This is a genomic window from Halococcus agarilyticus, from assembly GCF_000334895.1.
Lineage (GTDB): Archaea > Halobacteriota > Halobacteria > Halobacteriales > Halococcaceae > Halococcus > Halococcus agarilyticus.
This window is the reverse complement of the sequence record NZ_BAFM01000005.1, coordinates 1-14,522: the sequence shown is the minus strand read 5'-3', so window position 1 is coordinate 14,522 and position 14,522 is coordinate 1. Positions and strand designations below refer to the sequence as shown.

The window sequence follows — 14,522 nt, the reverse complement described above, 5'->3', positions numbered from 1 at the left end:
AAAATTCCCCGCCGACAGTACACTTACGTACCCCGGGATGTAGCCTCCCGGTAGAGTTCATGTCGCTCGAAAATCAGACCTGTGTGGTCACCGGTGCGTCACGGGGGATCGGCCGGGGCATCGCCGAGGAACTCGGACGCCAAGGCGCGAACGTCGTAGTGAACTACCGCTCGTCGGAGGCGGCCGCCCACGAGGTCGTCGACACCGTAGAGGACGACGGCGGGGAGGCGATCGCGGTCCAGGCCGACGTCGCCGAGTACGACGCGGTCGCGGCGATGGCCGAAAGCGTCCACGACGCGTTCGGTCCGGCCGACGTACTGGTGAACAACGCGGGCCTCACCGTCGATCGCACCTTCGGAAACATGTCCCGCGAGGACTGGGAGCGCGTTATCAATGTGAACCTCGGCGGGGTGTACAACTGCACGCACTGCCTGTTCGACGACATCCAGGAGGCCGACCACGGCCGGCTGATCAACATTTCGAGCGTCGTCGGCCAGCAGGGCAACTACGGTCAGGCGAACTACGCCACCACCAAGAGCGGCCTCTTCGGGTTCACCAGGACGATCGCGCTCGAACTCGCTCGAACGGGGTCGACCGCGAACTGCGTCGCACCGGGGTTCGTCGAGACCGACATGCTCGACGAGGTTTCCGAGGAGGTTCAAGAGAAGATCCTCCAGCGCATTCCGTTGAATCGGTTCGCCTCGATCGAGGACGTCACCGGGATCGTCCGGTTCGTCGCGGGCGAGGAGTCCTCGTACATGACCGGCCAGATCCTCGCGGTCAACGGCGGGATGGAGTGGTAGCGTGGCGACGGAAGAGTCCATCAGCCGCGAGGAAGCCACCGAGGTGGCGGAGCGTGCCGCGAGCGAGACGCCGATCGAGTCGCTCCGACGGCGGCGCGCGGCGGCGGCAGCGGGCGGCGGCGAGGAGCGGGTCGCGGCCCAGCACGCGAAGGGAAAGCTGACCGCGCGCGAGCGGATCGAGTATCTCATGGACGACGACACGTTCCGCGAGCTCGGGACGTTCGTCGAACACCGCGCGACCGACTTCGACATGGACGAACGTGGTGTGCCGGGCGACGGCGTCGTCACGGGGTACGGCGAGGTCGACGGTCGCAAAGTGTTCGTCTTCGCCCACGATTTCACCGTTCTCGGGGGATCGATCGGCGAGGCGGTCGCCGACAAGATCTGTGCGGTGATGGACAGGGCGATCGAGACCGGTGCGCCGATCGTCGGCCTCAACGACTCTGCGGGCGCGCGCATCCAGGAGGGGATCGACTCGCTCGCGGGCTTCGCGAAGATCTTCCGGCGGAACGTCCGGGCGAGCGGGGTCGTCCCGCAGATCTCGGCGATCATGGGGCCCTGCGCCGGCGGTGCGACCTACTCGCCCGCGCTGACGGACTTCACGGTGATGGTCGAGGACACGTCGCATATGATGATCACGGGGCCGGACGTGATCGAGACCGTGACGGGCGAGGAGATCTCGATGGCGGAGCTGGGCGGGGCGCGAACCCACGCGACCGAGAGCGGGGTCGCCCACCTCGCCTGCGCCACGGAGCTGGACGCACTCGACGACGTCCGGCGGCTGCTCGCCTACCTCCCGACGAACAACGCCGAGGAGCCGCCGCGGATCGACTCGGGGCACGATCCCGGACATCAGGACGGGATCGGTTCGGTCGTGCCCGACGAGCCACGGAAGCCCTACGACGTGTGCGAGGTCGTCTCGGGGATCGTCGACACGGACTCCTTCTTCGAGGTTCACGGCGGGTTCGCGCGCAACCTCGTGACCGGGTTCGCCCGCCTCGACGGCCGGCCGGTCGGCGTGGTCGCGAACCAGCCACGGGTCAACGCGGGCACGCTCGACATCGATGCGAGCGGGAAGGGCGCGCGGTTCGTTCGGTTCTGTGATTCGTTCAACCTCCCCGTCGTGACGCTGGTCGACGTTCCCGGGTTCATGCCGGGCACCGACCAGGAGCACGACGGCATCATCCGTCACGGCGCGAAGCTGATCTACGCCTACGCCGAAGCCACCGTTCCCCTCCTCACTGTCATCCTCCGGAAGGCCTACGGCGGCGCGTACATCGTGATGGGCTCGAAGCTCCTCGGCGCGGACGCGAACTACGCGTGGCCCGGCGCGGAGACCGCCGTCCTCGGCCCGCGTGGTGCGGTCGAGGTCCTCCACGGCGACGAGATCGAGGCGGCCGACGATCCGAAAGCGACCCGACAGGTGCTGATGGACGAGTACCGCGAGACGTTCGCGAACCCCTACTCGGCGGCCGAACGCGGCTACGTCGACGACGTCATCGAGCCCCACGAGACACGCGCACGCCTCGCGAGTGATCTCGACGTCCTCGCCCGCAAGCGGGCCGACGACCCGCCGAAGAAGCACGGGAACATCCAGTTCTGAGCCCGACGGATGGCCGGCGGTGTGTCGCTGCCGGGCCACACCGATCGACGTGACGACGGTCGCGATCGGCAGAACGACTCCACAGCGCTCATTGCGGAGCAGGGCGAGCCGCCGGTATGTCGATGCCCGACAGAGGGCGGGGCCGGCAGAACGTCGTCTTCTTCGCGGCCGTCGCCGCGCTGTTCGTCCTGCTGGTGCTCGTCGTGGCGTTCGTGCTGACGTAGTCGTCGGTTCGAACCGTCGTTCTCCGAAGCGATCCGGGCGGCCCGGCTCCGAACCGGGATCCGACTCACCGTGTCGAAACGTCCATAACACACCGGCGAGAGTTCGGCCCATGAGCACGGCTACCTCGGACGTTGCGATCGTCGGGGCGTCGATGACCCAGTTCGGCGGGCGCGACGCGTGGGTGCGCGAGCTGCTCGCCGAGGCGGGCGCGGCGTGTCTCGACGACGCGGGCGTCGCGCCCGAAAACGTCGACCATCTCTACGCCTCGAACATGGCGAGCGGCGAGTTCGAGGGGATGACGGGCGTCCCGAACGCGCTCGCTCACGATCTCGACTGCCTGCCGGCGTACACCCAGCGGGTGGATCAGACCTCTTCGTCGGGTGGGGCCGGGATGTACGCCGCGTGGCAGTCGATCGCCTCGGGTGCGAGCGAGATGACCCTGCTGGTGGGTGGCGAGAAGATGACCCATCGATCGACGAGCGAGGCCACCGACGTCATCGCCTCGCTCACCCACCCGGTCGAGTACAAACACGGCGTCACGCTCCCGAGTTTCGCGGGGCTGACCGCACGCCGCTATCTCGATCGGTACGACGCGCCGCGCGAGAGCCTCGGGAAGGTCGCGGTCAAAAACCACCGAAACGGCGTCGACAACCCCCACGCGCAGTTTCAGAAGGAAGTCGACCTCGAAACGGTTCTAGAGAGTCCGATCGTCGCCGATCCCCTCCGCCTCTACGACTTCTGCCCCATCACCGACGGCAGCGCGGCCCTGTTGTTCTGTCCGGAATCCGTGGCGCGGGAGTACACCGACGAGTACGTCGTGATCGCGGGCGTCGGCGGCGCGACCGACACCCACGTGGTCCACGAGCGGAGCGACCCCACCACGATGGGTGGCGTGGTCGAATCCGGCCGCCAGGCGTACGAGCGGAGCGGCTACAATCCCGACGATATCGATGTCGCCGAACTCCACGATATGTTCACGATCCTCGAATTCCTCCAGATGGAGGGGCTCGGGTTCGCCGAGCCTGGCGAGGCGTGGCGCGCGATCGAGGCAGGTCGAACGGAGCGCGACGGCGACCTCCCGATCAACACTTCGGGAGGGTTGAAGTCGAAGGGCCATCCCCTCGGCGCGAGCGGTGTCGCGCAGGGCTACGAGATCTACAAACAGCTGCTCGGCGAGGCGGGGCCGCGCCAGGTCGACGCCGACGTGGGGCTCGCGTGCAACGTCGGCGGGTTCGGGAACTGCGTCATCACCACGATCATGGAGGCGGGCGCATGAGCCACGAGGACGGCGGAGAGGAGGAGGGTGACGCAGCCGACCGAAACCGCGGTGCGGACGAGACACCGCCGATGGAAGCGACACGGTACGCCGACGGCTCGATCAGCTACCCCGGCCACCCGATCGGTCCCGACGGTGCGGAGCCGGTCGGCACCGTGGATCTGAGCGCACACACCGCGACGGTGGTGACGTGGACGACGAGCACCGCGCCGCCACCCGGCGTGGACGCTCCCAACCACCTCGCGATCGTCGAGTTTGCTGTGGACGATGAGACGGTCCGGGCGCTCGGTCAGCTCACGACCGACGAGATCGAGATCGGCGACGAGGTCGCGCCGGTGTACGCCGCGGAGCTACGCGACCCCGCGGCCGGGATCCGCGAACCCGAGAGTCAGGACTGGGACGGCTATCGGTTCGAACCGGCCTAACTCGCGAGACCGGCCGTCAGAGCGAGCGTTCGAGCCAGGACGACCGCCCGTCGCTACGAGTCTTCCTCGCCATCGTCGTCGCCGTCGACCTCGTCGCGGATCGAGTCCAGCTCGGAATCGACGTCGATGGCGACGCCCTCATCCGAGTCGTCGGTCGCTTCCGGGTCCACGTCGTCCCGTTCGCCGTCCGCGGTGTCGCGCGGTCGCGTCGCGTCCGGACGGCGACCGTTGCCCGCTTCGGCGAGCCGGTCGTCGATCTCGTGACGGAGCGCGCGAGCGTCGTCGAGCAGGGTTCTGGCCTCGGGGTTCTCGGGCCGACCGTCGAGCGCGTCCTGGAGATCAACGAGCACGTCGTCGAGTCGGTCGAGCCCGTCGCGACCGAGCTCCCCGGTGAGCGCTCGCATCTCGCGCCCGCGCTCGCCGGTGCGCGCCAGTCGGATCGCCCCCTGAAGCGCTTCGAGCAGTCGGATGTTGGCTTCGAGCACCGCGATCAGGGTCGGGATGGTGTACTCGTCGGTGAACCGGACGAGCTCGCCGGGCGTCGGCGGTCGCGGCAGTCCGAGCGGCCCCCGCGGTGGACCGCGCTCGCCCTCCAGCTCGTCGCGGAGATCGTCGAGCGTGGTCGAGAGATCGCCGGCGAGCCGTTCGAGGTCGGGATCGGCCCCCCGGTTGCGGTCGCGCTCCTGCCGTCTGTCGTCGCCGGATCGTCGGTCGCCGTCCGGTCGGTCGCTCATGACGACCCGTTGGCGGCGCGTGGGGAAAAGGGCGGGTGCTCGGGACGGGCGAGGGACTGTTCGCCCACGCCGGAGCTAGGTCGACCAAAACCCTTTTAGAATTAGGCTCGCCTAAGTCCTGGCATGGCAGTCCCCGCCCGCGGAACGGAGGCCGACGCTGCTCCCGACGACCGTGCCGAACCCGACTCCTCCACCCCGAACACGACGGTCTCGATGCACTCGACGCGCCCCGAGCGCACCGTGTTCGTCGAGGAGGACAACGTCGACGGCTGGATCGCGACCGATCTGACCGTCGAGTTGTGGCGGTAGGCACGCGGGTCGGTTTGGGTCTTTTCGACGATCGTCGTTCCCGTTTCGATGGCTATCGCTGGTATCGCCTCCTCTTCTGTGACTTGTCGTCGCTGGTTTTCGTGACCGCACTGATGCCGGTCCATTTGAGAACCGCCCGGCACCACCCAGCACCGCAGCCGCCCACGAGCCTCCCCAGCCGATTCGCGCCGCTTCCGCTGGTCGCGGCGCTCATCCCTCGCACGCCGACTGCGCGCCGATAAACGGCGCGCAGCGCGCGCCGACGCACGTCGTAAAAAGGTGGTCGCTGGTCTCGCCGCGTCTCAGTGGGTCGCTTCGTCGAGCACGAGGGTGTCGTCTTCGAGGTAGTGTTCGAGGTGGTGGGCGTACTCCTCGTAGTCGGCGATCGCACCGCGGAGGACTTCTTCGGAGGTGTAGTCACCGAGACTGTTCGTGAGCTCGATGTGATCGCGCATCCGCTCGATGATGTCCGCGAACGTCTCCATGTCGCTGTGGAGCGACGTCCGGACGTCGTAGACGTCCTCGCCCTCGAACTCGACGTAGCTGTGGTCTTCGAGGTTCACGGGGCCGGCGACCGGGACGCCCCCGAGCGCCTGGGCGCGTTCGGCGATCACGTCCGAGTGGTGCTCGACGGCCTCGTAGGCCTCTTCGAGGAAGCGGTGGACTTCGAGGAACTCCGCGCCCTCGACGTTCCAGTGGTGTTTCTTGAGCTGGTGATAGAGGACGTACGACGCCGCGAGGTCGGCGTTCAGCGCGTCGACGATCTGTTCGGCCCGGTCGCCCTCGATCCGGAGCGCCGGTGATTCCTCGACGGTCCCGAACTCCTGGCGGAGTCGCGAGTCGGATTCCTGGGTGCTCATTGCGTTCCTGTCTACGAACCCCGTCCACTTAGTCATTGCTATCGAGAAAATCATTTTTGGGTAGCCAAAACAAAGTTTGTGCTTTTCGGTCCGGTCGCTCGGCACTCGACGGCTGTCGGTGATGCGACGGACACCATCGGTGTCGGGTTGCGGAACGGCCTGCGAGGGTGATAACCTTTAACACATCACGGCCCGTCCGTTCGACCGTCGAGTGAAAGACGACGGCGGCAAACCAGACAACAATGAGCACGTCCCCGCACGAGACTCCCTCCGAGTCGTCCAGTGACACGCCCGTGACGGCCGAACGCATCGCTGCCTTCGAGCGCGACGACGGCGCGATCGTCATCTACGACGAGCGCGAGCCGACGGCGTGGATCCAATCGAGCGGCGCGGTCGGCGTCGACGAGGTCCGCTGACCCGTAGCGTTTTCTCGCCCGCGATGCGAGCGGTCGGCATGCATCCCCGAGCACGCGCGTTCGCCGAGCGCGCCGCCGCAGAGTACGATCTCGACGTCGACGTCCACGAGTTCCCCGAAGGCACGAAGACGGCGGCCGACGCCGCCGACGCGATCGGGTGTGACGTCGCCCAGATCGCGAGCTCGCTCGCCTTCCGCGCGCCCGATCTCGTCGTCGTGGTCACGAGCGGGGCGAATCGTGTGAGCGAGGCGCGCCTCGCCCGGATTCGGGACGTTCCCGAGAACGAGGTCGAAATGGCCGACGCCGACGACGTGCGCGAGACGCTCGGCTGGTCGATCGGCGGCGTCCCACCGTTCTGTCACGAGACGGACGTGCCGGTGTATCTCGACGAATCCCTCGCCGGGTTCGAGACGGTCTGGGCCGCCGCCGGCACTCCCGAGGCGGTGTTTCCGATCGCGCCGGACCGACTCGAAACGCTCGCGGACGCACGGCCGGTCGGCGTGATCGAGTGACGGAACGATCCTGATTCGTCGCGTGACGGCACAACGCAGATACCCCTCCGCGTCGAACCCGTCGTGTGAGCGACCAGCGCTATCTCCCCGACGACGAGTACACCCGCGAGTTCGAAGCCCGCGTGACGAGCGCCGACGAGGCGGACCGCACCGTGGTTCTCGACGGCACGTACTTCTACAAGGAGGGCGGCGGCCAGCCCGCCGACCACGGCAGCCTCTCGTGGAACGACGGCTCGGCGCGCGTGGTCGACGTCCGCCAGGATCACGGCGAGATCCGCCACACGCTGGAGGGCGATCTCCCCGACCCCGGAACCACGATCCACGCCGAGCTCGACTGGGAGCGCCGCTACGCCCACATGCGCTACCACACAGCCCAGCACGTCGTCTCGAAGGTCGTGCTCGACGAGTTCGGCGCGAGCACGGCGGGCAATCGGATCCACGCCGACCGCGCCAGGATCGACTTCGAGCCCGCACACTTCGACGCCGAGGACCTCCGAACGATCGAGCGGCTCTCGAACGACCTGATCGAGCGGGACCTCCCGGTCGAGAAAGCGCTCCGGTCACGCGACGCGCTCGAAGCCGAAACCCCCGAAGGCCGGACCAATCTCGATCTCATCCCCGATCACGTCGACCCGCTCCGGGCGGTCACGATCGGCGACGTCGACGTCTGTCCGTGCGGCGGCACCCACGTCGACAGCCTCGGCGAACTCGGCCGGATCGAGATCGTCGACCGGACCTCGAAGGGGGCGGACGTCGACCGGATCGAGTTCGTTCTCGTCGACGCCGACTGATCCAGTGGCGTCGATCGGTGCGGCAGTTCATCCACACCCCACACAAAGCTTATTACAATACCTCGAAAAGCGTTCAGATGGAGCCCGACCGGCTCCGCATCGGCGGGGGCGACTCCGTTGCCTGGCATCATACCCTCCCCGTTTCGTCCCCGCTTTCCCTCTCCTCCACAGTGCCGGTGACCGCCGGCTACGCCCGAGTTTCGGACGATCGGAGCCGCAACGCGGCTTCCCACACCCATAGCGCGAACAGCACCGCACCGACCGTTTCGGGGATCGCGAGCCCCGATCCGGGACGGATGCCGGCGCTCCACGCGGCCCACGAGCCGATGTGGACGAGTGCGAATCCGAGGGCGGTGAGACCCCACGTCCGCGCGCCCGCTCGAAGTTCCCCGATCCCGTCGACGAGCATCGTCAGGGTCGCCCCGAGATAGAAGCCGAGCGCGACCGGGAAGTGAAGCGGGTGTCCCGATCGGAAAACCCCGACGAGCGCCATCGAGACGGCTGTGAGGCCGAACACCGCTCCCAGAGTCGATCGACCGTCGGCCGCGAGCACCCACGCGAACGGGAGCGCAAGCACGCCGCCGGCGACGAGACCGCCGTTGAACGCGAGCGCGCTCGCGGGCGTCACGCCGAGATCCGAGAGCGCGCTTCCCGCCCACGAGAACGTCGGCGAGAGGACGGTTCCGAGGACGATCGATCCGAGCGCGACCATCGGAGCGAGCGCACCCGAGACCACGGCGAGACGACGGTCGAGCGAACCGTTCACACGCCCATCTCCGGTCCGGCGGACGAAACGGTTGTGGTACGTCGTCGTTCGTCGTCGACGTCCGTAGCTCAGTCCATCTCGCGATCGAGCACCGCCCGGCGTTCGGCGATCGTCGCGGCCGACATCGAGAGTTCGGTGTCGCCGACGCTCGCTTCGAGCCGGCCGGTGTCGGCCGTCGACCCGAGTTCGTGGACCGGCGCGACGCCCGCGAACGCCTCGCGGACCGCCTTCGGGTCCCGGGTCTCGATCACTGCGCGGCCCGGCTGCTCGTGAAAGAGGTGTTCGACCGGACTCGCCGGGCCCTCGATTTCGACGCTCGCACCTGCGTCCGACGTGACCATCTCCGCGAGCGTCACTGCCAACCCTCCGTGGCTCGCGTCGTGGACCGCGGTCGTCGTTTCCCGGCCGGCCACCGCCGCGAGCCGGTCGACGAGTGCGGCCGGGTTCGTCGGTAGCGACGGGAACCGGTCGGAACCCTCCGCAGCGAGATACGCCGAGCCACCGAGCCCCGCCGGTTCACCGTCGAGAACGCGATCGCCGACCACGAGGAGTGTCCCCTCGCCAGCGAGCGCGGTCGACGGCCCGGCGTCGGCGTGTGTCGGTCCCTCGTCGGCGTCCGTGTTCCGGCCGGAGCTGTCGTCCCACGCTCGCGTACCGACCATCGCGAGCGTCGGTGTCGGCGGGATCGGGCCCGCCGCCGAGTCGTTGTAGAGCGAGACGTTGCCGCCGACGACCGGCACCGCGAGATCGCTGCACATCTCGGCCAGTCCGTCGACGATCGCGGCAAAGCCGCCGTAGACGTCGGGTTTCTCGGGGTTGCCGCCGTTGAGACAGTCGACGGCGGCGAGCGGCGTTGCACCCATTGCGGCGAGATTGGTGGCGTTTTCGAGCGCGATCGCGCACGCACCCTCGTAGGGGGCGGCGCTCGTCCAGCGGGGCTCCGCGCCCGCCGAGATCGCGAGGCCGACGCCGACCTCGTGGAGGTCCATCACCGCGGCGTCGTCGCCTGGCCGGACGGCAGTTCGGAGCCCGACTTCGTGGTCGTACTGGCGATAAACCCACTCCTTGCTCGCGGTGTTCGGATCGCTCAGAACCCGCTCGAAGGACTGTTCGACGGCGGCGTCGGGAAGGTCGCGTTCGGGTTGGGTGGGCGATTCGGCGGGCAGGTCGTTCATCGGTGCGCCGTCGGCGAGGTAGGTCGCGGGGACGTCGACCACGGTCTCGCTGCCTCGCGGCTCGCTCGAGGCGCTTCGCGCCTCGCTCCCCTCAAACGAACAGGTGTAGTTGCCCTCGGTGATCTCGCCGATGACCGAACAGCCCAGATCGAATCGCTCGGCGATCTCCCGCACTCGATCGGTATCCTCGGGTCGGATCTCGTAGCACATCCGTTCCTGAGACTCGGCGAGCAGGATCTCGGTCGCGTTCATCCCCGGCTCGCGCCGGTGGACCGCGTCGAGATCGATCTCGGCCCCGAGGTCGCCCTTGGCGACCAGCTCCGACGAGGCCCCGCCGAGCCCAGCGGCCCCGAGATCCCGCGCTGCCTGCACGAGGTCCTCGTCGAGCAGCGCCTCGTTCGCTTCGATCAGAAGTTTTTCAGTATAGGGATCGCCGACCTGGACCGCCGGCCGGTCCTCGGTCTCGGCGTCCTCCGCGAGGTCCTCGCTCGCGAAACTCGCCCCGCCCAATCCGTCGCGCCCGGTGGCGTTCCCGACGAGCACCAGCTTGTTCCCCGCACGCTGTGCCTCGGCGGTGACGAGTCGATCCGCTGGAAGGAGTCCCGCACACGCCACGTTCACGAGGGGATTGCCCTCGTAGCCGGAATGGAACGCGACGCTGCCGCCGACAGTCGGCACGCCGATCGCGTTGCCGTAGTCCGCGATCCCCTCCACCACGCCGTCGAACAGGTATCGCGAGTGTTCGGCGTCGAACTCGCCGAAATACAGCGAGTCGGTCAGCGCGATCGGGTACGCACCCATCGAGAGCGTGTCGCGGACGATCCCGCCGACTCCTGTGGCTGCGCCGTCGTAGGGGTCGACGTAGGAGGGGTGGTTGTGGCTCTCGATCCCGAGCGTGATATAGAGTTCGTCGTCTTCGTTTCCGTTCGCGTCGTCCGCCTCATCGGACGTCGGCACGGCCACCACGGCGGCATCGTCGCCTGGCCCGATCACCACGTCCTCGCTCTCGCTGTCGAACGCCGACAGCAGCGGGCGCGAGGAGCGGTACGCACAGTGTTCGCTCCAGAGGTTTTCGAACAGCGCGGCCTCCGCCGGCGTCGGCTCGCGGCCGAGCTCCGCGACGATCCGCTCGCGGTCGGCCTCGGGAAGGGGCATTGCCGGCGGGTTACGAGCGGGCCATCAAAGCGGTTGTGAATGTCCGTGGTCGATATCGCACGTCAGGCAGCCATCTCGACCGGGCCGCCGGCTTCCGTCCACGCCTCGAAGCCCCCCTCGACGTTCGCGACTGCGGACAGCCCCATCTCCTGGGCCGTCTGCGCGGCGAGCACCGAGCGCCCACCCACCGCACAGTAAAACAGGAGCTCCGAGCCCGAGACGAACTCCTCGATGTGGTAGGGACTCTCGGGATCGATGTGGAACTCCAGCATTCCGCGGGACGCGTGGATGGAGCCCGGGATCCGCCCCTTCGCATCGAGCTCTGGCCCATCTCGGACATCGACGAACACGACGTCGTCGAGTCGATCGATCGCCGTCTCGACCGGGTGTGTCGTGATTTCGGCGGCGGCTTCGGCCACCAGTTCCTCGTATCCTTTCGTCAGTTGCAGTTCTCCGGACGACTGTTGGGACTCGTCGTGCATCCAATCACCAGTGATACCGTACGTCTCGCGAGGAGATATACTAGTAGGGATACTCAGTAGCACGGGTGGACGGTGGACGATCGGGCGACGACGGTCGTCCGGCCGTTCGGCGGGTGTGGGGTCGATACCGGGGGACTTTTGCTCCACCGACCGAACTCACACCCGTGCTGTCGGCCGAGCTCCACTGTCACTCCGAACTGTCCTTCGACGGCCGTGATCCGGTCGACCTCCTCCTCGCCCAGGCCGAGGCCGTCGGTCTCGACGCGCTCGCCGTCACCGACCACGACGAGATCGACGCCAGCCTCGCGGCCGCCGAACGGGCGGCGGACTATGACCTGATCGGGATTCCCGGTTCGGAGGTGAGCAGCGCCGCCGGCCACGTGCTCGCACTCGGGATCGGCGAGCGGGTTCCCGCCGGGCTGCCGTTCGAGGAGACCCTCGCGCGCATCCGTGAGCAGGACGGGATCGCGGTCGTTCCTCACCCGTTCCAGCGCTCGCGCAGCGGCGTCGCCCCCCACATCACCCGCGACACGCTCGCGAGCGCCGACGCGATCGAGACGTACAACTCCCGGCTGCTCACCGGACGCTCGAACCGCCGAGCCGAGCGGTTCGCCGAAACCAACGATCTCCCGATGACTGCCGGCTCGGACGCCCACATCGCGGAGATGGTGGGACAGGCGGTCACCGAGATCGACGCCGACGAGCGGTCGGTCGACGGTGTGCTCGATGCGATCCGTGCGGGCCGCACCAGGGTGATCGGCAAGCGAACCCCGTGGCGGATCAGCTTTCGCCAGGCGAGCGGCGGCGTCAAACGGCGGATCAAGGCTCGGATCGCGGGCGTCTTCGGGTAGCGTCTCGGCGTCGTTCGGACGATCCCCGACGCCGATCGATCGCGACAGTTCGTGGAACGGGCGACGATCCGTCGAAAACGGGGGTTCGTTTCTCAGGGCTTTTGTAGCTCAACGACGAACATCGGGGAGAGATGACTGCTGGCTCCGGCGAGTCGACGGACGCGGAGCGTCGACGGTGGTGTCACGATGCGCTCGACGGGACCTCGCGCACGTTCGCCATCACCGTCGACGTGCTCGACGAGCCGATGGCCACCCAGATCTGCGTCAGCTACCTCCTCTGTCGCGTCGCCGACACCGTCGAGGACGCCGGCCACATCCCCTCCGATGTCCAGGTCGATCTGTTAGAGACGTACGACCGCGCGCTCGATCCCGACGACGCGACCGGGATCGAAGCATTCGCCGAAGCGGTCGAGCCGTGGCTCCCCGCCGATCCCGACGCCGACTGGACCGTGGTCGCAAATGCCCCGCGCGTCGTCCGTGCGTTCGAGGATCTCGATCCGAGCGCGCGCGAGGCGGCCCGCGATCCCATCCGCGAACTCGTCTCCGGGATGGCGATGTTCGTCGAACGCTACGCCGACACCGAGGGAATCCGAATCGAGACCGTCGACGAACTGGAGGAGTACTGCTGGTACGTCGCGGGCACGATCGGGACGCTGATCACGAACCTCCTCGCACGGGACGCCTCCCCGGAGCGGACGCGCCAGCTCCGTGAGAACGACCGCTCGTTCGCCCTCCTGCTCCAGCTCGTCAATGTCGCGAAGGACGTCACCGACGACTACCGCGAGGAGAACAACGTCTATCTCCCCGCGACGTGGCTCCGCGAGCACGGCGTCGAACCCGAGGGCGTCTGCGAGCCCGAGAACACCTCCGCGGTCGCGAGCGTGATCCGGCGGGTCGCCGACCACGCCTCGGGCTACGTCGGCGGCGCGCTCACCTACCTCGAGGCCACGCCCGAGACCCGTGGCAACACGCTCGCGGCGTGGACGGTTCCCTACCTGCTCGCCGTGGGCACCCTCCGCGAACTCGACGAGCGCGCCGAGGACGTCGTCCGCGAGGGCGGCGTGAAGATCTCGCGCGCGGAGGTGCTCGCGATCGTCGACCGCTTCTCGAACGGCGTCGACCGCACCGCGATCGAACGGCTCCGAGCCGAGATCGCCGCCGCACCCTTCCACCAGCACGCTCGGCGTCAGCAGTCGAACTGAACAGCCACAGACGATCGCTTTCGTCGAGTGCCGTCGATCGTCCGCTCTCAGAAACCGTTCTCGACAGCAGCGATGGCTTCACACCCGATCCGCACCGTATCGGCGTCGAGATCGCTCGTCCGGAGTTCGTCGGGCGTGTACCACTCCCACGCGGCCGGCCCGAGTTCGTCGTCGCCAGCGGGCTCGATCCTGCGGCGATCGGCGCGGGCGAAGTAGACGAGATCGATGTGCTGGTGGGCGACCCGACCATCCGGGTGGACGTCGACATCGTAGAGCATCTGATACTGGGGCTGTGGCAGCGCCCGGCCGCCAGGCGCGTCGATGTCCGGCGCGTCGGCGACGAGATCGGGGTCGAGGCCGGTTTCCTCGTGGACTTCGCGGAGCCCGGCCTCGTGGGGGAGTTCGTCGCGGTCGACGTGGCCGCCTGGCGGGATCGTGATGCCGAGTCGTGAGTGCGCGTGGAGCACGGTCGCGCCGTCGTTGACGACGTACACCGTCGACGTAAGGTGGCGGGTCGTTTCCATGGCCGGAGGACACGACGATCCGGCTTCGGCCTTACGACCCGCGGACGAAAAGTGGAAAACGATCTACGGAGCCTGGACCCGCTCTTCGGCTTCGAGCAGTTCGTGATACCGATTGCGGATGGTGACCTCGGAGATGTCGGCGACTTCGCTGACTGCGCCTTGGGTGACCTTCTCGTTGGTGAGGAGGGCGGCGGCGTAGACCGCGGCGGCCGCCAGTCCAACGGGGCTCTTCCCGCTGTGTACGCCCTCTTCCTTCGCGGTGTCGAGGAGCTGCCTGGCGCGGCGCTCGGCCTCCTCGGAGAGGTCGAGATCGGAGGCGAACCGGGGGACGTAGCTCGCGGGGTCGGCAGGCTGGATCTCCAGGCCGAGCTCGCGCACCACGTACCGGTACGTCCGGGCGACCTCGCTCTTTT

Annotated in this window: 16 protein-coding genes and 1 pseudogene; 10 read left to right on the top strand and 7 right to left on the bottom strand. The window is 68.0% G+C overall.

What is annotated here, in order from left to right:
• Positions 1-59 precede the first annotated feature (59 nt).
• The 4 genes from TX76_RS05195 (at position 60) to TX76_RS05180 (ending at position 4,332) form a co-directional block, all read left to right on the top strand.
• Positions 60-803: a beta-ketoacyl-ACP reductase gene (locus TX76_RS05195; protein WP_049899937.1), complete on the top strand. Its 744-nt coding sequence runs from the start codon at positions 60-62 to the stop codon at positions 801-803.
• 43 nt (positions 804-846) lie between these two features.
• Positions 847-2,406, top strand: coding sequence for an acyl-CoA carboxylase subunit beta (locus tag TX76_RS05190; protein ID WP_394295438.1), 1,560 nt, complete (start codon positions 847-849; stop codon positions 2,404-2,406).
• 334 nt (positions 2,407-2,740) lie between these two features.
• Positions 2,741-3,907, top strand: coding sequence for a thiolase family protein (locus TX76_RS05185; RefSeq protein ID WP_049899934.1), 1,167 nt, complete (start codon positions 2,741-2,743; stop codon positions 3,905-3,907).
• 71 nt (positions 3,908-3,978) lie between these two features.
• Complete coding sequence (locus TX76_RS05180) at positions 3,979-4,332, top strand: OB-fold domain-containing protein (RefSeq protein WP_049900307.1); 354 nt, start codon at positions 3,979-3,981, stop codon at positions 4,330-4,332.
• Positions 4,333-4,385: 53 nt separating this feature from the next.
• Here the strand turns inward: TX76_RS05180 and TX76_RS05175 are convergent, their stop codons facing one another.
• The gene (locus TX76_RS05175; RefSeq protein ID WP_049899931.1) at positions 4,386-5,066 is read right to left on the bottom strand and encodes a DUF7547 family protein; all 681 of its coding nucleotides are present in this window, start codon (positions 5,064-5,066) and stop codon (positions 4,386-4,388) included.
• Between the two features lie 123 nt (positions 5,067-5,189).
• Here TX76_RS05175 and TX76_RS05170 point away from each other — a divergent pair, with 123 nt between their 5' ends.
• A complete protein-coding gene (locus tag TX76_RS05170; protein ID WP_049899928.1) occupies positions 5,190-5,375 on the top strand; it encodes a hypothetical protein in 186 nt (61 codons plus the stop codon).
• A 302-nt stretch (positions 5,376-5,677) separates the two neighbouring features.
• On the opposite strand, the gene dpsA is transcribed toward TX76_RS05170, so the two are convergent.
• Positions 5,678-6,235: a DNA starvation/stationary phase protection protein DpsA gene (dpsA, locus tag TX76_RS05165; protein WP_049899925.1), complete on the bottom strand. Its 558-nt coding sequence runs from the start codon at positions 6,233-6,235 to the stop codon at positions 5,678-5,680.
• 242 nt (positions 6,236-6,477) lie between these two features.
• On the opposite strand from dpsA, the gene TX76_RS17990 reads away from it, so the two are divergent.
• The 3 genes from TX76_RS17990 (at position 6,478) to TX76_RS05155 (ending at position 7,954) form a co-directional block, all read left to right on the top strand.
• Entirely contained in the window at positions 6,478-6,651 is a 174-nt protein-coding gene (locus TX76_RS17990) for a DUF7331 family protein (RefSeq protein ID WP_195156000.1), read from the top strand.
• 38 nt (positions 6,652-6,689) lie between these two features.
• On the top strand, positions 6,690-7,163 hold the full coding sequence (locus TX76_RS05160; RefSeq protein ID WP_049899924.1) for a YbaK/EbsC family protein: 474 nt from the start codon (positions 6,690-6,692) through the stop codon (positions 7,161-7,163).
• Between the two features lie 65 nt (positions 7,164-7,228).
• Positions 7,229-7,954, top strand: coding sequence for an alanyl-tRNA editing protein (locus TX76_RS05155; RefSeq protein WP_049899921.1), 726 nt, complete (start codon positions 7,229-7,231; stop codon positions 7,952-7,954).
• A gap of 187 nt (positions 7,955-8,141) precedes the next feature.
• Here TX76_RS05155 and TX76_RS05150 read toward each other — a convergent pair whose 3' ends face one another.
• The 3 genes from TX76_RS05150 to TX76_RS05140 form a co-directional block, all read right to left on the bottom strand.
• Positions 8,142-8,720: a DUF998 domain-containing protein gene (locus TX76_RS05150; protein ID WP_049899919.1), complete on the bottom strand. Its 579-nt coding sequence runs from the start codon at positions 8,718-8,720 to the stop codon at positions 8,142-8,144.
• 68 nt (positions 8,721-8,788) lie between these two features.
• On the bottom strand, positions 8,789-11,050 hold the full coding sequence (gene purL / locus TX76_RS05145) for a phosphoribosylformylglycinamidine synthase subunit PurL (protein WP_049899917.1): 2,262 nt from the start codon (positions 11,048-11,050) through the stop codon (positions 8,789-8,791).
• 62 nt (positions 11,051-11,112) lie between these two features.
• Positions 11,113-11,469: a rhodanese-like domain-containing protein gene (locus TX76_RS05140; RefSeq protein WP_228842308.1), complete on the bottom strand. Its 357-nt coding sequence runs from the start codon at positions 11,467-11,469 to the stop codon at positions 11,113-11,115.
• A 227-nt stretch (positions 11,470-11,696) separates the two neighbouring features.
• Between TX76_RS05140 and TX76_RS05135 the strand changes: the two genes are divergently transcribed.
• Together TX76_RS05135 and TX76_RS05130 are read left to right on the top strand one after the other, a co-directional pair.
• Positions 11,697-12,383, top strand: coding sequence for a PHP domain-containing protein (locus TX76_RS05135; RefSeq protein ID WP_049899911.1), 687 nt, complete (start codon positions 11,697-11,699; stop codon positions 12,381-12,383).
• A 131-nt stretch (positions 12,384-12,514) separates the two neighbouring features.
• Positions 12,515-13,585, top strand: coding sequence for a phytoene/squalene synthase family protein (locus tag TX76_RS05130; RefSeq protein ID WP_049899909.1), 1,071 nt, complete (start codon positions 12,515-12,517; stop codon positions 13,583-13,585).
• Positions 13,586-13,632: 47 nt separating this feature from the next.
• On the opposite strand, the gene TX76_RS05125 is transcribed toward TX76_RS05130, so the two are convergent.
• Positions 13,633-14,109, bottom strand: coding sequence for an NUDIX hydrolase (locus TX76_RS05125; protein ID WP_049899907.1), 477 nt, complete (start codon positions 14,107-14,109; stop codon positions 13,633-13,635).
• A 63-nt stretch (positions 14,110-14,172) separates the two neighbouring features.
• Positions 14,173-14,522: pseudogene (locus tag TX76_RS05120) on the bottom strand (transcription initiation factor IIB 2); the annotation flags it as partial.